The sequence below is a fragment of the Thioalkalivibrio sp. AKL9 genome, assembly GCF_000377825.1.
GTDB lineage: Bacteria > Pseudomonadota > Gammaproteobacteria > Ectothiorhodospirales > Ectothiorhodospiraceae > Thioalkalivibrio > Thioalkalivibrio versutus.
Map to the genome: position 1 here is coordinate 76,644 of NZ_KB905104.1, position 19,546 is coordinate 96,189.

Annotated in this window: 20 protein-coding genes; 14 read left to right on the top strand and 6 right to left on the bottom strand. The window is 65.0% G+C overall.

All coding sequences use genetic code 11. The features are described 5' to 3' along the window. Positions 1-85 precede the first annotated feature (85 nt). On the top strand, positions 86-412 hold the full coding sequence (gene clpS, locus D573_RS0102515) for an ATP-dependent Clp protease adapter ClpS (protein WP_018650138.1): 327 nt from the start codon (positions 86-88) through the stop codon (positions 410-412). 5 nt (positions 413-417) lie between these two features. Then, positions 418-2,688: an ATP-dependent Clp protease ATP-binding subunit ClpA gene (clpA, locus tag D573_RS0102520; RefSeq protein ID WP_018145673.1), complete on the top strand. Its 2,271-nt coding sequence runs from the start codon at positions 418-420 to the stop codon at positions 2,686-2,688. A 99-nt stretch (positions 2,689-2,787) separates the two neighbouring features. Here the strand turns inward: clpA and infA are convergent, their stop codons facing one another. Further along, positions 2,788-3,006, bottom strand: coding sequence for a translation initiation factor IF-1 (gene infA / locus D573_RS0102525; RefSeq protein ID WP_012982660.1), 219 nt, complete (start codon positions 3,004-3,006; stop codon positions 2,788-2,790). A 197-nt stretch (positions 3,007-3,203) separates the two neighbouring features. Between infA and fabD the strand changes: the two genes are divergently transcribed. From fabD to D573_RS0102575, 10 genes are all read left to right on the top strand, one after another. Next, positions 3,204-4,148 (top strand): ACP S-malonyltransferase, encoded by a 945-nt coding sequence (gene fabD, locus D573_RS0102530; RefSeq protein WP_081618722.1) that lies wholly within the window; start codon positions 3,204-3,206, stop codon positions 4,146-4,148. A gap of 44 nt (positions 4,149-4,192) precedes the next feature. Continuing rightward, positions 4,193-4,930 carry a 3-oxoacyl-ACP reductase FabG gene (fabG, locus tag D573_RS0102535; RefSeq protein WP_018937577.1) on the top strand — a complete coding sequence of 246 codons (738 nt, stop codon included), beginning with the start codon at positions 4,193-4,195 and terminating at the stop codon, positions 4,928-4,930. A gap of 128 nt (positions 4,931-5,058) precedes the next feature. Beyond that, complete coding sequence (gene acpP, locus D573_RS0102540; protein WP_018145676.1) at positions 5,059-5,298, top strand: acyl carrier protein; 240 nt, start codon at positions 5,059-5,061, stop codon at positions 5,296-5,298. A gap of 129 nt (positions 5,299-5,427) precedes the next feature. Beyond that, the gene (gene fabF / locus D573_RS0102545) at positions 5,428-6,648 is read left to right on the top strand and encodes a beta-ketoacyl-ACP synthase II (protein WP_018937578.1); all 1,221 of its coding nucleotides are present in this window, start codon (positions 5,428-5,430) and stop codon (positions 6,646-6,648) included. Between the two features lie 15 nt (positions 6,649-6,663). Then, positions 6,664-8,013, top strand: a complete 1,350-nt coding sequence (locus D573_RS0102550) for an aminodeoxychorismate synthase component I (protein ID WP_018937579.1) — start codon at positions 6,664-6,666, stop codon at positions 8,011-8,013. Beyond that, the gene (gene pabC / locus D573_RS0102555) at positions 8,010-8,822 is read left to right on the top strand and encodes an aminodeoxychorismate lyase (RefSeq protein WP_018937580.1); all 813 of its coding nucleotides are present in this window, start codon (positions 8,010-8,012) and stop codon (positions 8,820-8,822) included. The genes D573_RS0102550 and pabC overlap by 4 nt, the downstream gene beginning before the upstream one ends. Beyond that, positions 8,809-9,843 carry an endolytic transglycosylase MltG gene (gene mltG / locus D573_RS0102560; RefSeq protein ID WP_018937581.1) on the top strand — a complete coding sequence of 345 codons (1,035 nt, stop codon included), beginning with the start codon at positions 8,809-8,811 and terminating at the stop codon, positions 9,841-9,843. Before pabC ends, mltG begins: the two co-directional genes overlap by 14 nt. Before the next feature lie 17 nt (positions 9,844-9,860). Further along, the gene (tmk, locus tag D573_RS0102565; RefSeq protein ID WP_018937582.1) at positions 9,861-10,514 is read left to right on the top strand and encodes a dTMP kinase; all 654 of its coding nucleotides are present in this window, start codon (positions 9,861-9,863) and stop codon (positions 10,512-10,514) included. 1 nt (position 10,515) lies between these two features. Then, positions 10,516-11,511, top strand: coding sequence for a DNA polymerase III subunit (locus D573_RS0102570; protein ID WP_018937583.1), 996 nt, complete (start codon positions 10,516-10,518; stop codon positions 11,509-11,511). A gap of 97 nt (positions 11,512-11,608) precedes the next feature. After that, on the top strand, positions 11,609-11,947 hold the full coding sequence (locus tag D573_RS0102575) for a PilZ domain-containing protein (RefSeq protein WP_017941553.1): 339 nt from the start codon (positions 11,609-11,611) through the stop codon (positions 11,945-11,947). A 95-nt stretch (positions 11,948-12,042) separates the two neighbouring features. On the opposite strand, the gene D573_RS0102580 is transcribed toward D573_RS0102575, so the two are convergent. Continuing rightward, positions 12,043-13,176, bottom strand: coding sequence for an aminotransferase class V-fold PLP-dependent enzyme (locus D573_RS0102580; RefSeq protein WP_018937584.1), 1,134 nt, complete (start codon positions 13,174-13,176; stop codon positions 12,043-12,045). A gap of 360 nt (positions 13,177-13,536) precedes the next feature. Here D573_RS0102580 and D573_RS0102585 point away from each other — a divergent pair, with 360 nt between their 5' ends. Together D573_RS0102585 and D573_RS0102590 are read left to right on the top strand one after the other, a co-directional pair. Then, complete coding sequence (locus D573_RS0102585; protein WP_018937585.1) at positions 13,537-14,907, top strand: KamA family radical SAM protein; 1,371 nt, start codon at positions 13,537-13,539, stop codon at positions 14,905-14,907. A 38-nt stretch (positions 14,908-14,945) separates the two neighbouring features. Continuing rightward, the gene (locus D573_RS0102590) at positions 14,946-16,304 is read left to right on the top strand and encodes an adenosylmethionine--8-amino-7-oxononanoate transaminase (protein ID WP_026287897.1); all 1,359 of its coding nucleotides are present in this window, start codon (positions 14,946-14,948) and stop codon (positions 16,302-16,304) included. Between the two features lie 248 nt (positions 16,305-16,552). Here the strand turns inward: D573_RS0102590 and D573_RS0102595 are convergent, their stop codons facing one another. The 4 genes from D573_RS0102595 to nagZ all read right to left on the bottom strand — a co-directional run bounded on the left by D573_RS0102595 (position 16,553) and on the right by nagZ (position 19,546). Beyond that, entirely contained in the window at positions 16,553-17,305 is a 753-nt protein-coding gene (locus tag D573_RS0102595) for an S-methyl-5'-thioinosine phosphorylase (protein WP_018937586.1), read from the bottom strand. Between the two features lie 22 nt (positions 17,306-17,327). Next, positions 17,328-17,879, bottom strand: a complete 552-nt coding sequence (locus D573_RS0102600) for a hypoxanthine-guanine phosphoribosyltransferase (RefSeq protein ID WP_018937587.1) — start codon at positions 17,877-17,879, stop codon at positions 17,328-17,330. A gap of 140 nt (positions 17,880-18,019) precedes the next feature. Beyond that, entirely contained in the window at positions 18,020-18,388 is a 369-nt protein-coding gene (locus D573_RS0102605) for a DsrE family protein (RefSeq protein WP_018145688.1), read from the bottom strand. Between the two features lie 114 nt (positions 18,389-18,502). Next, positions 18,503-19,546 carry a beta-N-acetylhexosaminidase gene (gene nagZ / locus D573_RS0102610; RefSeq protein ID WP_018937588.1) on the bottom strand — a complete coding sequence of 348 codons (1,044 nt, stop codon included), beginning with the start codon at positions 19,544-19,546 and terminating at the stop codon, positions 18,503-18,505.

A 19,546-nucleotide genomic window follows, 5' to 3' on the forward strand; every position in this document is an offset into this window, starting at 1 on the left:
CCGTAAGGGCACTTGGCCTGAACCCGGAACCAATCGAGGATGACGACTAACAAACGAGTAACCGCTGAAGGCGTAATTTCGACCGATGAGTAATGACAAGCCCCAATCCCCCGATCGAGACGACTCGGTAACGGTCGAAGAATCGAGGCCGGAGCTCAAGCCACCGCGACAGTACAAGGTGGTGTTGCTCAACGACGACTTCACGCCGATGGAGTTCGTGATCGAAGTACTGGAGACCTTCTTCAGCATGGATCGCGAGAAGGCCACCCGGGTCATGTTGCATGTGCATACGCGTGGCAAAGGCGTATGCGGCATCTTTACCCGGGATGTGGCCGAGACCAAGGTGGCGCAGGTGAACGACTATGCCCGCAGTCATCAGCACCCACTGCTTTGCTCGATGGAGGAGGTCTGACTCCCATGCTCGACAAGGAACTCGAATTCAGCCTGAACATGGTCTTCAAGGAGGCCCGCGAAAAGCGTCACGAGTTCGTGACGGTTGAGCATCTGCTGATGGCGCTGGCGCAAAATCCCAGCGCTGCCACGGTGCTGCGGGCCTGCGGGGGCGATCTCGATCGCATCCGCGACGAGCTTGCGGCCTATATTGACGAAAACACGCCGCGCATCCCGCCGAGCGATTCGCGCGAGACCCAGCCAACCCTGGGCTTCCAGCGAGTGCTGCAGCGGGCGGTATTCCATGTGCAATCCAGCGGGCGCAAGGAGGTCTCCGGCGCCAACGTGCTGGTGGCCCTGTTCGGAGAGCAGGACAGCCAGGCCCTGTACGTGCTGGGTCAGCAGAATATCTCGCGTCTGGACGTCGTGAATTTCATCTCCCACGGCATCTCCAAGGTCGGGGAAGACGAACTCGGGGCCCAGCCCAACCCGGGCGAGTCCCAGGGCGAGCCGGTGGAGGGTGAACGCGAAGAAAAGACCAACGCGCTGCAGCTCTACGCCGCCAACCTGAACGACAAGGCGCGCAAGGACGAGATCGACCCGCTGATCGGGCGCGATCACGAGATCGAACGCACCATCCAGATCCTCTGCCGCCGCCGCAAGAACAACCCATTGCTGGTGGGCGAGGCCGGCGTGGGCAAGACCGCGATCGCCGAGGGTCTGGCACGGCGCATCGTCGATGAACAGGTACCGGATGCGATCGCGTCTGCCACCGTCTATTCGCTGGATCTGGGCGCGCTGGTCGCCGGCACCAAGTACCGCGGAGACTTCGAAAAGCGTCTGAAAGGCGTGCTCGCCCAGCTCAAGAAAGAGCCGGGCGCGGTACTGTTCATCGACGAAATTCATACCATTATCGGGGCCGGCGCGGCCTCCGGCGGGGTGATGGACGCCTCCAACCTGATCAAGCCGATGCTCGCCTCGGGCGAACTGAAGTGCATCGGGTCCACCACCTATCAGGAATATCGCGGCATCTTTGAGAAGGACCGGGCCCTGGCGCGGCGCTTCCAGAAGATCGAGGTGCCGGAGCCGACGGTGGACGAGACCGAGCAGATCCTGCGCGGCCTGAAGTCCCGCTTCGAGACGCACCACAACGTGCGCTTCACCAAGCCGGCCCTGCGCGCGGCGGCGGAACTGGCCGATCGCTACATCACCGACCGCTTTCTGCCGGACAAGGCCATCGACCTGATCGACGAGGCCGGGGCCAGCCGGCAGTTGCAGCCGGTCAGCCAGCGCAAAAAGACCATCGGCGTACAAGACATCGAGACGATCGTGGCCAAGATCGCGCGCATCCCGCCGAAGTCCGTCTCCAGTTCCGACAAGGAGACCCTGCGCCACCTCGATCGCAACCTGAAGATGACCGTCTTCGGACAGGACGAGGCCATCGGGACGTTATCCACCGCGATCAAGATGGCCCGCTCCGGGCTGGGCGACATGGACAAGCCGATCGGCTCGTTCCTGTTTGCCGGGCCGACCGGTGTCGGCAAGACCGAGGTCACACGCCAACTGGCGCAGCAGATGGGCATCCATCTGGCCCGCTTCGACATGTCCGAGTATATGGAGCGGCATACCGTATCGCGCCTGATCGGGGCACCGCCGGGCTATGTGGGCTACGAACAGGGAGGGTTGCTGACCGATGCCATCCTGAAGCATCCGCATTCGGTGCTGCTGCTGGACGAGATCGAGAAGGCCCACCCGGACGTGTTCAATGTACTGCTGCAGGTGATGGATCACGGCACGCTGACCGATGCCAATGGGCGCGAGGTCGACTTCCGCAACGTGATCCTGGTGATGACCACCAACGCGGGGGCCGAGCAGGCCAGCCGTCCATCGGTGGGCTTTACCAAGCAGGATCATTCCAGCGATGCGATGGAAGCGATCAAGCGCACGTTCACGCCGGAGTTCCGTAACCGCCTGGATGCCACCATTCAGTTCGGGCCGCTGGACGAGGCCACCATCCTCAGCGTGGTCGACAAGTTCCTGATCCAGCTGCAAGCCCAGCTCGACGAGAAGAAGGTGCATATGACGGTCGAGCCGGAGGCGCGTGCCTGGCTGGCCGAGCACGGCTACGATGTCAAGATGGGCGCGCGCCCGATGGCGCGTACGTTGCAGGAGTACATCAAAAAGCCGCTGGCCGACGAGCTGCTGTTCGGACGACTGGCCCACGGTGGCGAAGTGGTGGTCCGATTGGGCGAGGCCGGTCTGGAGCTGGACATCCAGGAAACCGCGGTGCCGTCCTGACGCGGCTCGCCGACCGCCGACCCGGCGTTACCGGGCCCGGGAGGGCCCGCAAACGAAGAAGCCCCGGTCCGGCCGGGGCTTCTTCTTTGGAGAGCGAACTTACTTGTTGCGGTAGACGATACGACCCTTGGTCAGGTCATAGGGCGTCATCTGCACGATCACCTTGTCGCCGCGCAGGATCCGGATGTAATGCTTGCGCATTTTTCCGGAAATGTGCGCCGTGATCGTGTGCCCGTTTTCGAGCTCCACCCGGAAGGTGGTGTTGGGGAGCGTTTCGACTACAGTGCCCTCCAGCTCGATTTCGTCTTCCTTCGCCATACGGTCCCTCTCGTATTGAATCAAGGTGCGACATTATCCGGATGCACCGGCGGAACACAAGTCACGTGGCGGCTTTCGGGGGACATGGCCACGCCCCGGCGACGGACCAGAGGCGGTCCCTGCGGATGGGCGGCGTTTGCCGGGGTGTACGTGACCGCCTACACTACGCGCGCTTTCACGCGCGAGATCTGTAACGAATGACAACTTCTTGGGCCGCCGTATTTCCGGGGCAAGGGTCCCAGTCCGCCGGCATGCTGGCCGATCTGGGCGATGACCACGCCATTGTCCGCGACACCTTTCAGGAAGCGTCGGATTGCCTCGACGCGGATCTCTGGAGCCTTTGCCAGCATGGTCCGGTGGAACAACTCAACCAGACCGAGTGGACACAACCGGTGATGCTGGCTGCCGGGGTCGCCACTTGGCGCCTCCTGACCGAACAAACGGACGCCCGCCCGCAGGCCGTCGCGGGCCACAGCCTGGGCGAGTACAGCGCCCTGGTCGCCGCCGGCGTCCTGCGCTTCCCGGATGCGGTACGCCTGGTCGCCGAGCGGGCCCGGGCCATGCAGGCTGCGGTGCCGGAAGGTGAAGGCGCGATGGCGGCCATCCTTGGGCTCGACGATGCCGCGGTACACGCGCTTTGCCTCGAGCATGCCGGAGGCGAGATCCTGGAGGCGGTCAATCTGAACGCACCGGGGCAGGTCGTGATCGCGGGCAATGCCACTGCGGTGGATCGGGCCGTAAGCGGTGCCAAGGATGCTGGTGCGAAGCGCGCCCTGAAGCTGCCGGTCTCGGTCCCGTCGCATTGCGCACTGATGCGCCCGGCCGCGGAACGCCTGCAGGCGGCCCTGGACGGCACCAGCTTTCAGTCCCCCACAATCCCGGTCTGGCAGAATGTGACTGCCGCGCCGACCGATGCCGCCGCGGCCATCAAGGAAAATCTGGCCGCGCAGCTGTATCGCCCGGTGCGCTGGGTCGAGACCATTCGCGGCTTGCGCGAACAGGGCGTGGCGGTTCAGGTTGAATGCGGGCCGGGACGCGTCCTGACCGGTCTTGCCAAACGCATCGACCGCGAACTGGAACTGTTCGATGTTGCCGACCGCGATACCCTGAAGGTCACGCTCGAACGTCTGGCCGCGGGCTGAGCGACCGACTGCGACTTTCTCTCACTTGAAGTAAAGGCTTAACCATGTCCGACAGCAAACGTGTAGCCCTTGTAACCGGTGCAAGCCGCGGAATTGGCGCGGCCATTGCCCGCCGTCTGGCGGAGCAGGGCCTGCAGGTGGTGGGTACCGCGACCAGTGCGTCCGGCGCCGAACGGATCACCGAAACCCTGAAGCAATGGGGCGGGCGCGGCATAGCGATGGACGTGACCGACGCGGACTCCGTCGCAGCCGGCCTGCAGGCGATCCAGGAACAGGAAGGGTCGATCGAGGTGCTGGTCAACAATGCCGGTATTACTCGCGACAACCTGTTCATGCGCATGAAGGACGCGGAATGGGACGCGGTCCTCGACACCAACCTGTCCGCTGCCGTGCGCCTGACACAGCGCCTGCTGAAAGGCATGATGAAACTGCGCCGCGGCCGCATCATCCTGGTGGGTTCGGTCGTGGGCTCCACCGGCAACGCCGGGCAGACCAACTACGCCGCCGCGAAAGCCGGCCTTGCGGGATTTGCCCGTTCCCTGGCGCGCGAGGTCGGGAGCCGCAGTATCACCGTGAACACGGTCGCACCGGGTTTCATCGATACCGACATGACCCGCGAACTGGGCGATGACACCAAACAGGCCCTGCTCGGACAGATTCCGCTGGGGCGCCTGGGGGCGCCCGAAGAGATCGCCGCGGCCGTCGGTTTCCTGGCCTCCGAGGAGGCCGGATACATCACCGGCGAGACCCTGCATGTGAACGGCGGGATGTTCATGCATTGATCACGACGGGTCGGCCGCAGGCCGCCCGCACGACCCGCTGCGCGGATCGCTAGATCGCGGCGGGGCTTTTCTCTAGAATGGCGGACCTTTCAACGAAGCCGCCTCACACTGAAGGGGATTTCTGAACCATGAGTAGCATTGAAGAACGCGTCAAGAAAATCGTTGTCGAGCAGCTGGGTGTCAAGGAAGAGGACGTGACCAACGCGGCCGGCTTCGTCGACGACCTGGGTGCGGATTCGCTGGACACGGTGGAACTCGTCATGGCGCTCGAAGAGGAATTCGAAACCGAAATCCCGGACGAGCAGGCGGAAAAGATCACCACCGTGCAACAGGCGATCGATTACATCAACGAGCACATGAAGGACTGATTCGACGCCTCCGGGCGCCGATCAGGACGACGCGAACGGGCCTTCCTGCGCGCAGGGCGGCCCTTCGTCGTTGCGCTGAGCGCGTAATTTCAGTCTTTCGAGGAGAACACATTGGCTAAGCGACGTGTCGTGATTACCGGACTGGGGATCGTCTCCCCGGTCGGATCCACTATCGACAAGGCCTGGAGCAACATCAAGGCCGGCAAGAGCGGCATTTCCCCCATCGATGTCTTCGATGCATCGGACATGCCGGTGAAGATCTCCGGCGCGGTCCGGGACTTCGAAGCCAATGACTACGTCCCGCCGAAAGACCAGAAGAAGATGGACACCTTCGTCCTTTACGGGATCGCGGCGGGGCTTCAGGCCCTGGATGACTCCGGTTTGGAAGTTACCGAGGAGAACGCCGAGCGGATCGGGGTGGCCATTGGCTCCGGGATCGGCGGGTTGCCTTATATCGAACGCTCCTACGGTGCGTACCTGAAGGGCGGGGCGCGCAAGATCTCCCCGTTCTTCGTGCCCAGTGCGATCATCAACATGGTGGCCGGGAACCTGTCCATCATGCGCAACCTGCAGGGCCCGAACATCTCCATCGTCTCGGCCTGCGCCACCGGTACCCACAACATCGGTGACGCCGCGCGCATGATCGCCTATGGGGACGCCGATGCCATGGTCGCCGGTGGGGCCGAGATGGCCACCACGCCACTGGGCATTGGCGGCTTCGCCGCCGCCCGCGCGCTGTCCACTCGCAATGACGACCCCGAACGCGCCTCGCGTCCCTGGGACAAGGACCGCGATGGCTTTGTGCTGAGCGATGGCGCCGGTGTAATGATGCTCGAAGAGTACGAGCACGCGAAGGCCCGCGGGGCCCACATCTACTGCGAAGTGGCCGGCTTCGCCTGGAATGCGGATGCGCACCACATGACGCAGCCGATCCAGGATGGTTCCGGTGCCGCCAAGTGCATGCATCGTGCCTTGAAAGATGCCGGGGTGAATCCGGAAGAGGTTGGGTACATCAATGCTCACGGGACCTCGACCCCCGCAGGTGACCTGGCGGAGACCCAGGGCCTGAAGAAGGCCTTCGGCGATCACGCCTACAAGCTCATGGTCAACTCCACCAAGTCGATGACCGGCCACCTGCTGGGTGCCGCCGGCGGGATCGAGGGCGTGTTTACCGCCCTGGCGCTGCGCGATCAGGTGTCACCGCCGACCATCAACCTGGAAAACCCGAGCGAAGGGTGCGACCTGAACTACGTGGCCAACGAGGCACGCGAAATGAAGACCAAGGTCGGCCTGTCGAACTCCTTCGGTTTCGGGGGCACCAACGGCACTCTGGTGTTCCGCAGCATCTGACGCTGCGGCGCCGCCATGGCGGTCCATGAACTGGCCGCCGGGGTCGACTTTGCGGCCCTGGCGCGGCGATTCCCAGAGCGCTATCCCCACCTGCTGGAGTCGGCCCTGATCGGGCAGGCTCCGGCTCGTTTTTCCATCCTGTTCGCCTTCCCCGGCCGCACGTTGTCCAGTGCGGCCGGAGAGGACGTGCTGGGCGTGCTGGATCAGGATCTCTCGAGCACACCACCACTGGACCCCGAAGACGCCGCATATGCCCACCTCCCGTTCCTCGGGGGATGGTTCCTGTACGCCGGGTACGAACTGGCCTGGCGCATGGAGCCGGCCCTGGGTGATTGCCGATCGGACCCCTGGCTGCCGGATGCCCTGGTGACCTATTTCCCGGCGGCACTGATCCACGATCACCACGAGGGGACGACCTGGTTCGTCGACGAGGCAGGCGATTGCGCGCGTTTGGAGCGGGTGGAGTCGGACTGCGCGACAGTCCGGGGCCAGCCGAGTCCCGCATCCGAGCCGCTGCCCGCCCTGGCCCTTCAGGAGGAGGACGCCCAGCGCTATCGCGACGCAGTGATGAAGGGCCTCGAGTACATCCGGGCCGGCGACACCTTTCAGGTCAATCTGTCCCGCGAATGGCGTGCCACCGCCGCGCAGCCGCTGGATCCGGCGGGGCTGTACACCCGCCTGCGCGAGGCCAATGCCGCACCGTTTGCCGCGTGGCTGCAACTCCCCGGTGCTCACGTGATCAGTTCCTCCCCAGAGCGGCTGGTGTCGGTCGAAAACGCCATGGTCGAGACCCGGCCGATTGCGGGGACCCGTCGCCGCGATCCGGACGCGGAAGAAGATCGGCGTCTTTTCAGCGAGTTGACGTTCAACATCAAGGAACGCGCCGAGCATGTCATGCTTGTGGATCTGGAACGCAATGATGTCGGTCGGGTGGCCGAGATCGGTAGCGTGCGCGTGGCGGAGCTGATGACCATCGAGAGCTATCGCCGGGTGCATCACATCGTCTCCAGCATTGTCGGGCGCCTGCGCCCGGGCACCACCACGGCCGACATCCTGCGCGCGGTCTTTCCGGGCGGCACCATCACCGGCTGCCCGAAGATCCGCAGCATGCAGATCATCCAGGAACTGGAACAACAGGCCCCACGTGGGGCCTATACCGGAGGCTGCGGGTACGTCAGCCGCCACGGCCGCATGGATACCAATATCCTGATCCGGACCCTCGTCGTTCGGGGGAACGAACTGCGGTTTCGGGCGGGGGCGGGCATCGTCGCGGACTCCGATCCCGAGCGCGAGCTGGAGGAGACCCGGCACAAGGCACGCGGCCTGCTGGAGGCGCTGCAGGGGGCGGGGGAGAAGAGCCCATGATCCTGGTGAACGGCGAGCGCGAGGGGCGGGTATCGCCATTGGATCGCGGGCTACTCCTGGGCGACGGCCTGTTCGAGACGCTACGGGTGCGACAGGGCCGACCACAGCTATGGCCCTACCACTGGGCCCGCCTGACGCGCGGGCTGGGGCACCTCGGGTTTCCGGAAATCGGCGAGACCGAGGTGCTGGACGAGATTGCGCGAGTGGCGACCCTGCCAGCCTGCATGGTGCGCCTGACAGTGACCCGGGGTGAGGGGCCAAGGGGCTACGCGCCGCCCGCGGCACCGGCACTGACTCGGATCGTCAGTGCCGGTCCGGCGCTGGACGACGCCGCCCCCACTGAACGCGAATCTCTGAGCCTGGGTTGGGCCGCAGTGCCGATCGGCGTAAACCCGGCGCTCGCGGGTCTCAAACACACTAGTCGCCTGGAACACGTGATGGCCCGGCGCAGCTGGCAACCGGGCTGGGACGAGGCAATCCTCCACGATGCGCTGGGGCGCGTGGTCAGCGCCACGCAAGGGAATCTCTGGCTGCGCGAAGGGCGTACCTTGCTCACCCCGCCGGTGGATCAGTCCGGGATCGCCGGTACGCGGCGCGCCTGGGTCCTCGAGCATGCCGAACGGTTCGGGTTCGAGGTGATCGAGGCGTACCCGGACCCCGCGCGTATCGAGAGAGCCGATGCGCTCTATGTCAGCAACGCGCGTATCGGGATGACCCCGGCCGTGCTGTCCGAAGGGGACAAGCGGGGGCCTGCGTGGCAGGATGATCCGCTGTATCCAATGGGAATTGCATTGCATGAAGCGGATTAGCCTCGCTGTCCTGGCCCTCCTGGTCGTTCTGGCCCTGGGCGCCGCCTGGTGGCTGAGCGAACACTACCAGGCGCAGCTGGATACGCCGATGGCGCTGGACGCCTCGGAACGCTTTCAGTTGGAACCGGGGCAGGGGTTGCGTTCGGTGAGCAGGACCTTTGCCGAACGCGGCTGGGTGGATTCTGCCTGGGTGCTCGAGGCCTATGGACGGCGTCAGGGGATTGCACCGCGTCTCCAGGCGGGAGAATACGCCGTGACGCCGGGCATGACCCCGCGCGAACTGATCCATGCGATGGCCCGCGGCGAGGTGGTGCAGCATCGCCTCACGTTCCCCGAGGGCTGGACCATCCGCCAGGCGCTGGCCGCGCTGCGCGAGCACCCAGAACTCATCGGGCCCGCCGAATCGGTCGGGGTCAACAACCTGCTGGAGGCACTGGGGCTCGAGGACCTGGGACACCCGGAGGGATGGTTCCTGCCGGACACCTATTTCTTCGGGTCCGGAACCGAGGCCCTGACGGTGCTGCATCGCGCCCACCAGGCGATGGGCCTGCACCTGGACCGCGCCTGGGGGGACCGAATCGAGGACCACCCGGTGAAATCCCCCTATGAGCTGCTGATCCTGGCCTCCATCATCGAACGCGAGACCGGGCGCGGGGACGAACGTGACCGGGTGGCCGGGGTGTTCGTGAATCGGCTCAAGCGCGGCATGCGCCTGCAGACCGATCCCACCCTGCTGTACGCGCAGGAGCCCGGCGTACAACGCCTGACGCGCGCCGAACTGGACCGCGATCATCCCTACAACACCTACACCCGTGCCGGGCTCCCGCCAACGCCCATCGCCCTGCCGGGGCGCGCGGCCTTGCAGGCGGCGGCACGTCCGGCCGAAACCAATGACCTGTTCTTCGTCTCGCGCGGCGACGGCAGTCATCATTTCTCCGAGACCTATCGTGAACATCGCGAGGCCGTGATCCGCTACCAGCTGGGCGGGGATGGCAGCCGCTACGGCATACGCAACCGGTAACTGGAGACGCCCTGCACATGGAACGCTCGCCCCATCCCGGCCATTTCCTGGTCCTCGAAGGCATCGAGGGCTCGGGCAAGACCACCCAGATCGAGCGTCTGGACACCGCGCTGCGCGCTGCCGGACACCCGGTGCGCAACACCCGGGAGCCGGGCGGGACCGCCCTCGGCGAACGCCTGCGCGGCCTGCTGCTGGACCCCGACCTGCCGGGCATGTGCGCCGAGTCCGAGTTGCTGCTGATGTTCGCCGCGCGGGCCCAGCACCTGCACGAGGTGATTCGGCCGGCTCTGCAGGCCGGCGATTGGGTGCTTAGCGACCGCTTTACCGATGCCTCGTTTGCCTACCAGGGGGCCGGGCGGGGACTCGGCTCCCAGCGGGTCGCGCAGCTGGAGGACTGGCTGCAGGGCGATCTCCGCCCGGATCTGGTAATCCTGCTGGACATCGACCCAGAGACCGGGCTTGATCGCGCCGTCCAGCGCGGCCGGCGAGACCGCATCGAACGCGAGGCGCTGGACTTCTTCGAGCGCGCACGCCAGGCTTATCGGGAACGCGCCGAGCGAGCGCCGGGACGCTATCTGGTCGTGGATGCATCCGCGGACCCGGACACGGTAGCCGCGCGCATCCTCGCGGGCGTGCGCGAGCGCCTGCCGTTGCACGCGCTGGAGGGTTAAGGTGGCCACGGCTGCGCCAGTCACCGACGATACCCTGCCGCCCTGGCTGCAAAAGCCGTGGGAGGCGCTGGCGCGGCGCGGGCGCGAAGGGCGCCTGCCCAGCGGTCTGCTGGTCCATGGCGCTCCGGGCGTTGGCAAGGCACTGCTGACGCGCGCGCTGGTCCAGGCCCTGCTGTGCCAGCGCGCGACGGGCACCGAGCCGCCGTGCGGCGAATGCAACGGCTGTCGCAGCTTCCTTGGTGGTGTACACCCCGAGGTGATGACGCTGGAGCCGGAGGAGGCGGGCAAGGAGATCCTGATCGCGGCGGCCCGCGAGGCGATCGAGTTTCTCTCGCTGTCCGGTTCGGGCGGGCTGCGCAGCGTGATCATCCGCCCGGCCGATGCCCTGAACACGAATGCGGCGAATGCGCTGCTGAAGACCCTGGAGGAACCCCCGCCCAGGGCGATGCTGATTCTCGAGGCAGCTCAGCCGGCGCGCCTGCCAGCGACCATCCGCAGCCGCTGCCAGATGGTCGAAATCGCCACGCCGGGGCCTGCCGAAGCAACGGACTGGTTGCGCGGGGCCGCCGATGACCCTGCGGCAGTGGACGAGGCCTATGCCGCCAGTCTCGGGCGTCCGCTGGCCGCCCGCGAGATCCTGACCGACCCCGACCGTATGGCGCGCTGGGAACAGGACCGCGAGGCCCTGACCCTGTTACTGCGGCGCCCCGGGGTGACACCGATGGCCAGTGCCATGCAACGCAGCCTGCCGGAATCCCTGATCCCGCGAATCCAGGCCCTGCTGGTTGCCGCCCAGCGCCTGCTCGTCAACGGCGAGCCGGATGCGTTTGGCCGGCAGTTCCCGCGCGATCGACTCGAGGACTTCGCGCGCCGCATGGGACCGCGGCGGCTGGCCGAACTTTCGAATCAAGCGCTCGGCTGGCAACGCCAGGCCTCGCGCCAGCTTAACCCGCAGCTGCGCATGGAAGACATCGCATTGAGCTTCCTCGAGCAGTAAGGCGTCACTCGCCACGAGTACAGTCGGGGTGGCGCGGTATCGGTGCGATGGGCGATACTGCCAGACCCAGTACGATTTCAGGTCACACGGAGGGTCTATGGCCGGGCAGGGCATGCTCACCTTGGCAATCAAGGAAAAACCCGCGCTGTATGCGGCATACATGCCGTTCGTGACCAATGGCGGTCTATTCATCCCGACCGACAAGGCCTACAAGCTCGGAGACCAGGTCTTCCTGCTGCTGTCACTGCTGGAGGATTCGGATCGCCTTCCGACCCCCTGCACGGTGGTCTGGATTACGCCGCCGCGCGCCCAGGGCAACCGGCTGCGGGGCATCGGCGTGCAGTTCAACAAGTCGGACAAGGGTGTGACCCACCGCCGCATCGAGGAACACCTGGGCGGCATGCTGAACTCCGACCGCAAGACGCATACCTTCTAGACGTCTGAAAGTGCCGTCTTGACCGACGCTGCGTCGGGACCTTGCATCGCGCACGAACACCCGCTTGCCACCCCTTCGCGACGAGCCTGGAACCGTCAGCGCACGTACGCGGCACCGGTCTCGCGGATGGCCTCGCCCAGAGTTTCCAGCGCCTGGTCAATCTGCGCCTGCGTGAGGTAGAAGTGGGGCGCAAAGCGGATCCCGCCGCCTCGCATGGCACACAGGATGCCGCGCCCCTGAAGCCTCGCGTATAGCGCTTCCAGGTCATCCACCGGCGGTCGGAACGTCAGGATGCCGGCACGCCGGCCGCGCGGTGTCAGGATTTGGCAGCCGTGCGCACGCAGGCCTTCTTCCAAATGTAGCCAGTGCTCGCGGATCTCGTGGTCGATGCTGTCCAGCCCGATCTCCAGCAGAAGGGAGAGACTGGCGTGCAGGGCGTGAATCCCGAGCATGTTCGGGCTGCCCGGTTCAAAACGCCGTGCACTCGTGGCGGGCTCGATCCCCGGGTTCGAGAAATCACCGGCATGCGCCAGCATGTTCCAGCCATATTCCTGCAGCGTCAGCCGTTCGCGGATCTCCGGGTTTACGTAGAACACCCCGATTCCCTCGGGCGCCAGCATCCACTTGTGGGCATCTGCCATCACGAAGTCGGCATGGCAACCCGGGGCATCGAAGGGCAGGGCGCCCAGGTGCTGGATCGCATCGACACAGAACAGGATGCGCCGCGAGCGCAGTTCCGCACCCAGCGCCTGGATGTCGACCCGGAGCCCGGAGTCGTAGCGCACAGCACTGGTGGCCACCAGACGGGTCCGCGCATCACAGGCGGCCAGCAGGTCGCGCTCCGGTTCCTCGCCAATGGCGACCTCGCGCGCCTCGATGCCGAAACGTTCCGCAGCGGCCAGCCAGACGACACGATTGGACGGGAACTCGTGCGCCGGGAACACCACATTGTCGCCCGGCTGCCAGTCCAGACCGAAGGCCACCATCGACAGCGCCTCGGACGTGTTCTTCACGAAGGCAATGTCCTCTGCGGACGGCGCCCCGATCAACGCCCGTGCGAGTTCCCGCGTCGCGTCGATTTGCTGCAGCCACTGCAGGTAGTCGCGCGAGCCATGGGCCACGTTCTCCCGGGCGAAGCGGCAGACCGCGTCCTCGGTGCGCCGGGGCCAGGGGCCCACGGCGGCATGATTGAGGTGGATGATCCCTTCCTGTGGAAACTCCGGGTGCATGCGATCCTCCTTGGCGGGTGCCAAAGGGTAACCCAGTCAGGCGAGGCTTAGAACACCCGGAGAGACGCAGCCGAAGGGGCCCGCCTGCCCACCCGACGCATCAGGCGCTCCCGGGAACTGGTTGTGAAAATGCGGGCAAGTTGTTAATTTACCGGCTTCTGAAGGTCCCGCTACCCCGCCCTTCGACAGCGGCACGGGTCAGCATCTTACTCGCTGCTCTTACGGACGCCGTTCGCGTGCGAATGGTCATCCCGTATTCCTAGAGCTTGAGCGCCCCGAACGTCCCGGGATACACGCGCATCCTCGCCCATCGCTGCGGCGAGGCACTCCAATTTCAGTTTGTCGGCACAGGAGTCGCAGATGAATTCCGTTGTCCAGTTCTATCGTGATCCCCAGCTTGGTGCGGTCGAGCCGCGCGAGTTCCGCGTCTTTAATGAACGCTCGATCGAACGCATCCCGGCCCTGGCCAGCCTGCCCGAGGCCATGCGCTTCGAGATGCAGGTGGTTGCCAGTGTGCTTCCGTTCCGGGTCAACGACTACGTGATCGAGGAGCTGATCGACTGGAGCCGGGTTCCCGACGATCCAATCTTCCAGCTAACCTTTCCGCAACGGGACATGCTGGCCCCCGAGGCCTTCGCGCGCATGGCCGTTCTGCATCACCAAGGGGCAGGGCGGGCCGAGATCCAGGCCCTCGCGCGCGAGCTGCGCGAGGAGCTCAACCCGCATCCGGCCGGGCAGATGGAGCTCAATCGCCCGAGCGAGGAAGCGGGCGAGGTCATCAACGGCCTCCAGCACAAGTACCGTGAAACGGTGCTCTTCTTCCCCGGCCAGGGCCAGACCTGCCACAGTTATTGCACCTTCTGCTTCCGCTGGGCCCAGTTCGTCGGTGACAAGGAGCTGCGCATCGCCAGCACCGATGCCGCGTTGCTGCACGACTACCTGCGCGGCCATCCGGAGATCAGCGACCTTCTGATGACGGGTGGCGACCCGATGGTAATGAAAACCAAGCACCTGAAGGCCTATCTTGAGGCCTTGCTGGAGCCGGAGCTGGCCCACATACAGACCGTACGGATCGGCACCAAGGCCCTGACATTCTGGCCTTACCGATTCGTGACCGACTCGGATGCGGACGAACTGTTGCGTCTACTGGAACGGCTGGTCGAGGCGGGCAAGCACGTGGCCCTGATGGCGCATTACAACCATCCGAACGAACTGCGGACCCCGATTGCCCACGAGGCCATCCGTCGGGTACGGGATACCGGCGCCGAAATCCGTTCCCAGGGGCCCTTGCTCCGGCACATCAATGACGACGCCGAGGGCTGGGCCGAGCTGTGGCGCGAACAGGTACGCCTCGGGATCATCCCGTACTACATGTTTGTCGAACGCGACACCGGGGCACGGCGGTACTTCGAGGTCCCGCTGGCGCGCGCCTGGGAGATCTACCGCGAGGCCATGAAACAGGTCTCGGGGCTCGGACGCACCGCCCGCGGCCCCTCAATGAGCGCCGAGCCCGGCAAGGTGGAGATCCAGGGCGTTGCCGAGATCCAGGGCGAGAAGGTCTTCGTCCTGCGCTTCATCCAGGCACGCAACCCCGACTGGGTCCAGCGCCCGTTTTTTGCGCGCTACGATGACCAAGCCACCTGGCTCGATCAGCTCAAACCCGCCTTCGGCGAAGATCGCTTCTTCTTCGAGGACGAGCTGATGGCGATGAAGGACGAATCGGCTCACTGAGTCCGCCTCAGCCGGGCGGGTTTGGCACAATGGACCTCATGGACAACAACACGCTCAAGCAACGCGACCTGCGCACCCTCTGGCATCCCTGTACCCAGATGAAAGACTACGGCGAGGAGGGGACCCTCCCGCTGCTTCCGATCCAGCGGGGGGAGGGTGTCTGGCTGTACGATTTCGACGGCAATCGCTATCTGGATGCCATCAGTTCGTGGTGGGTCAACCTGTTCGGTCACGCCAACCCCCGCATCGGCAATGCGGTGAAGGAGCAGCTCGATCAGCTGGAGCACGTCATCCTCGCAGGCTGCACCCACGAGCCGGTGGTCGAGTTGTGCGAACGCCTGATCGACATCACCCCCGAAGGCCTGAACCGGGTGTTCCTGGCGGACAACGGCAGCGCCGGGGTCGAGGTCGCGCTGAAGATGAGCTTTCACTACTGGCGCAACGTCGATCGCCCGCAGAAGACTCGCTTCATCCGCCTGTCCAACAGCTACCACGGCGAGACTCTGGGCGCCTTGTCCGTGAGCGACGTACCGCTGTACAGCGCAACCTACGAACCGCTGATGCTGGACGTCATCACCGTGCCGGCACCGGATTGTTTCGACCGCGAAGACGGCGAAACCTGCGCCGATGTGGCGCGTCGCCAGTTCGACCACATGGAGCAGGCGCTGGCGGAACATGCCGATGAGGCCGCCGCGGTCATCGTGGAGCCCTTGGTCCAGTGCGCCGGCCACATGCGCATGTACGACCCTGAATACCTGCGGCTACTGCGCGAAGCCTGCGACCGTCACGGCGTCCACCTGATCGCCGACGAGATCGCAGTCGGCTTCGGGCGCACGGGCACGCTGTTCGCCTGCGAACAGGGGCCAATCACGCCCGATTTCATGTGCCTGTCCAAGGGCCTGACCGCCGGCTATCTGCCCATGGCCGCCGTGTTGACCACAGATACCATTTACCAGGCGTTCTACGACGATTACGAAAAGCTCAACATGTTCCTGCATTCGCATTCCTATACCGGGAATCCGCTCGCGTGCAGGGCCGCACTTGCCACACTGGACATCTTCGATTCCGATCCCGTTCTTGAGAGAAACCGGGAGCTTGCCGCCCATATCGAGAAACGACTTGAACCCTTGCGGGAACATCCGCATGTCGCCGACGTGCGCCAGCACGGCATGATTGCGGCGGTGGAACTGGTGCAGGACAAGTCCCGGCGCACCCCGTATCCGTGGCAGGAGCGTCGCGGACTGCACATCTATCGCCACGGCCTGACACGCGGTGCGCTGTTGCGACCACTGGGGAACGTGAGCTATCTGATGCCGCCGTACGTGATCACCGAGGAACAGATCGACTTCCTCGTCGAGGTGATGACCGAGGGGATCGAAAAGGCCGTGCGCGCCTGACGTGCGGGATCAGGCCTAAACGGGAACGGGATTGGGCCTGGCGCAGGCCGCGTTCATAAGTTCGGTGGGAACATCCCGGTCATTCCGCTCGAGACACGTCCATCTTCAATGTCGCATAATACATATTATGTTAAATCGCGGATAAGGGACTGTGCTGGTCGCCTTAGCGAGCCCCTGGACGATGCACGTGCGGTCACCCGGCCCGGGTTCTCTCCCCGGCCGGTCCCCGGATTGTTAACGCCGTGGCGTCAGGAAAGACTGCTGATGACGTGCGTGAGGATCTGTTTCACCCGCGCCATGCCGACATCGAGATTCGCGGCGATGTCGTCCATGGTGATCTCGCCTTCGGCGCGTCCGGCCGCCCAGTTGGCGATTACGGCACAGCAGGCGTAGTTCAGCCCCAGTTCACGCGCCAGCGCCGCCTCGGGCATGCCGGTCATGCCCACCAGATCGCAGCCGTCGCGTTCCAGGCGATCAATCTCCGCGGCCGTCTCCAGGCGCGGTCCCTGCGTGGCCCCGTAGGTCCCGTGCTCCACGGCCTCGATACCCAGGTCGTCAATCGCGCGGATCAGTGTCTGGCGGACGCTGTCGCTATAGGGCCAGGTCATGTCGATGTGGGTGACCTCTTCCAGGTCATTCCCCTCGAAGAAGGTATTCGCCCGTGACCAGGTGTAATCGATGATCTGATCGGGGATCGCGACCATACCGGGCTTCATCTCTTCGCCAATCCCGCCGACTGCAGCCACGGCCACCACGTTGTCGATCCCGGCATTTTTCAGCGCCCAGATATTGGCGCGGTAGTTCACTTCGTGCGGCGGGATGGTATGCCGGGCCCCATGCCGTGGCAGAAACACGATCTCGGTGTCGTTCAGGCGGCCGAACACCAGCGGCCCCGAGGGTTCGCCATACGGCGTGTGCATTACCTGACGCCGGGTGATCTCCAGATCCTTCAGCCGGGTCAGGCCGGTGCCGCCGATGACGGCGATACGGGGTGTGGACATGAGCGCCTCGGGCGTCAGTGGTTTAGTGGTCGGCCACGGCGAAGATGCCGGGCGCATTGCGCAGATAGTCCTGATAATCCATACCGTACCCGAACAGGTAGCGGTTCGGGGCCTCCAGGGCGGCGTAGTCGACGGTGATCGCCGGGTCCCGCTCCGGGTTGTGCTTGTCCACCAGGACGATGGAGATCACCTGCGCCGCGCCCTGCTCCTCGCAGAACGTCTTGATTCCCTCCAGGGTGATCCCGCCGTCGAGGATGTCATCCACGATGACAACGGTTCGGTCCTTGAGCGAGGCCTGCGGACGTGCCAACCAGTGCAGCTGTTCGCCGCCGCGGGTGCCACCGCGATAGCGCGTGGCGTGCAGGTAATCCACCTGCATGGGAAACGACCAGCGGGTCAACAACCCGCCCATCAGCACCACACCCCCGTTCATCACGCCCATGACCAACGGATTGCGGTCCTTCAGCGTGCTGGCAGTGCGTTCCGCCAGGCGGTCGATCGCCGTCTCGACGGCATCGCGGCTGAAGAGGCAGTCGGCGTCGCGCAGCGTGGCTCGGGCCTGTTCCGGGCTCATGGCATATCCTGAGGGTGTCGATGCGGGGAAATCATGTCCGAGCGCCGAACATTCGGCAAGGTTGGCCTCGCCTTTTCGGAGCCCGGAAACGCAACCGGCCGGCACAAGGGCCGGCCGGCTGAAAACGAACGTCGATAACCTTAGTAGGTAAAGGTGACCGTGTCGTCGTCCATCGCTTCGGAGATGACGTAGGCGCCGCCCACGGTTTCTTCGATCTCCGGAATCAGGTCGTTGCCCCAAAGATCCAGCGTCGGGGTGCAGACCTTCATTACGACGCCGGCTTCGTGGGCGTCCTTCATGAAGTCGTAGACGCTCTTGCTAGAGCCTTCCTGCACGAACAGGTTCTCGGCAACGCCCTTCTTGGCGAGCTCGCCAGCACGGCCGGTCATCACGATTTCAACGTCGTATTCCATGGCGGCAGCCACGGTGGCCTGGAAGAACGGGGCACCCAGTTCGGAAGCGTTGCTCGGGTCGGTGTTGACCATGACGATCATGAGCTTATCGGCCATTTTGGATCTCCAACTTCAGTGGTGAGTGTGAATATTACTAGCTGCTCAACTGCAAACCGGTGGCGCATTATAGGCGGCTCGGCACGCGGGTGCCAATGCGCCCTTTCCATGGGGTTATGCAGTGGCGATCTGGCTCGCTTGGGTCCAGCGCGCCAACCGCGCGCGCAGTGCGACGAGACCCTGTGGATCAGGCTCCACTGGGCGCGCCCGCAAGCGTTCCAGTCGACGCCGCGATTCAGGTGACAACGGCTGATCCGCCTGGGCGGCAAGGATGATGTCGGCTTGTTCCGGCTGGTTGCAAATCAGCACCATGTCGCAGCCGGCCGCCCGTGCGGCCGCAGCGCGCTCGGCGGGACCGCCGATGCCCTCTGCCCCAGCCATGGCGAGGTCGTCGCTGAGGATCGCCCCGCGATAGCGCAGTTCGCGGCGCAGGATGTCCTGCAGCCAGACGCGCGAGAAGCCCGCGGGATGTTCATCCACCTGTGAGTATACGACGTGTGCCGGCATGATGGCCTCGAGGTCCCCAAGCACCGGGCGAAACGCCTCCAGGTCCTGATTCTCGATCTCGGAGAGTGGACGGTCGTCGACCGGCAAGGCGACATGCGAATCCGCGGCAACAGCCCCGTGACCCGGGAAATGCTTGCCCACGGCCGCCATGCCGGCCGCGGACAGGCCCCGGATCAACTCGCCGGCCAGGCGCGCGATCACGTCCGGGTCATAATGGAAGGCACGATCGCCGATGATCTCGCTGATGTCGAGGTCGCGATCCAGCACCGGGGTAAAGCTGAAGTCGATGTCCACCGAGCGCAGCTCGCGCCCGAGAAGTTCGCCGGTCGCATGGGCGAGCTCGCAGGCCTTGTTGCGGTCGTAATCGTGGACATGGCCCAACTGACGCATCGGCGGGATGGCGGTGAAGCCATCGCGCAGCCGTTGCACCCGTCCGCCCTCCTGGTCCACCGCAATCAGGATGCCGGGGCGCTCGGCGCGAATGGCGGCGACCAGCGCGCTCACCTGCTCCGCAGTGCCGACGTTGCGGGCGAACAGGATCACGCCGCCGGTGGCGGGATGACGCAGGCGTTCACGGTCTTCGGGAGTCAGTTCGGTACCGGCGACATCGAGCATCACCGGACCCAGGGGCAAGGGGTCGTTCTTGGACAT

Excerpts from the sequence above, each read along its gene's own strand:
- clpS (WP_018650138.1), top strand. The coding sequence starts at position 86 with ATGAGTAATGACAAGCCCCAATCCCCCGATCGAGACGACTCGGTAACG.
- clpA (WP_018145673.1), top strand. The coding sequence starts at position 418 with ATGCTCGACAAGGAACTCGAATTCAGCCTGAACATGGTCTTCAAGGAG.
- infA (WP_012982660.1), bottom strand. The coding sequence starts at position 3,006 with ATGGCGAAGGAAGACGAAATCGAGCTGGAGGGCACTGTAGTCGAAACG.
- fabD (WP_081618722.1), top strand. The coding sequence starts at position 3,204 with ATGACAACTTCTTGGGCCGCCGTATTTCCGGGGCAAGGGTCCCAGTCC.
- fabG (WP_018937577.1), top strand. The coding sequence starts at position 4,193 with ATGTCCGACAGCAAACGTGTAGCCCTTGTAACCGGTGCAAGCCGCGGA.
- acpP (WP_018145676.1), top strand. The coding sequence starts at position 5,059 with ATGAGTAGCATTGAAGAACGCGTCAAGAAAATCGTTGTCGAGCAGCTG.
- D573_RS0102550 (WP_018937579.1), top strand. The coding sequence starts at position 6,664 with ATGGCGGTCCATGAACTGGCCGCCGGGGTCGACTTTGCGGCCCTGGCG.
- pabC (WP_018937580.1), top strand. The coding sequence starts at position 8,010 with ATGATCCTGGTGAACGGCGAGCGCGAGGGGCGGGTATCGCCATTGGAT.
- mltG (WP_018937581.1), top strand. The coding sequence starts at position 8,809 with ATGAAGCGGATTAGCCTCGCTGTCCTGGCCCTCCTGGTCGTTCTGGCC.
- tmk (WP_018937582.1), top strand. The coding sequence starts at position 9,861 with ATGGAACGCTCGCCCCATCCCGGCCATTTCCTGGTCCTCGAAGGCATC.
- D573_RS0102575 (WP_017941553.1), top strand. The coding sequence starts at position 11,609 with ATGGCCGGGCAGGGCATGCTCACCTTGGCAATCAAGGAAAAACCCGCG.
- D573_RS0102580 (WP_018937584.1), bottom strand. The coding sequence starts at position 13,176 with ATGCACCCGGAGTTTCCACAGGAAGGGATCATCCACCTCAATCATGCC.
- D573_RS0102585 (WP_018937585.1), top strand. The coding sequence starts at position 13,537 with ATGAATTCCGTTGTCCAGTTCTATCGTGATCCCCAGCTTGGTGCGGTC.
- D573_RS0102590 (WP_026287897.1), top strand. The coding sequence starts at position 14,946 with ATGGACAACAACACGCTCAAGCAACGCGACCTGCGCACCCTCTGGCAT.
- D573_RS0102595 (WP_018937586.1), bottom strand. The coding sequence starts at position 17,305 with ATGTCCACACCCCGTATCGCCGTCATCGGCGGCACCGGCCTGACCCGG.
- D573_RS0102600 (WP_018937587.1), bottom strand. The coding sequence starts at position 17,879 with ATGAGCCCGGAACAGGCCCGAGCCACGCTGCGCGACGCCGACTGCCTC.
- D573_RS0102605 (WP_018145688.1), bottom strand. The coding sequence starts at position 18,388 with ATGGCCGATAAGCTCATGATCGTCATGGTCAACACCGACCCGAGCAAC.
- nagZ (WP_018937588.1), bottom strand. The coding sequence starts at position 19,546 with ATGTCCAAGAACGACCCCTTGCCCCTGGGTCCGGTGATGCTCGATGTC.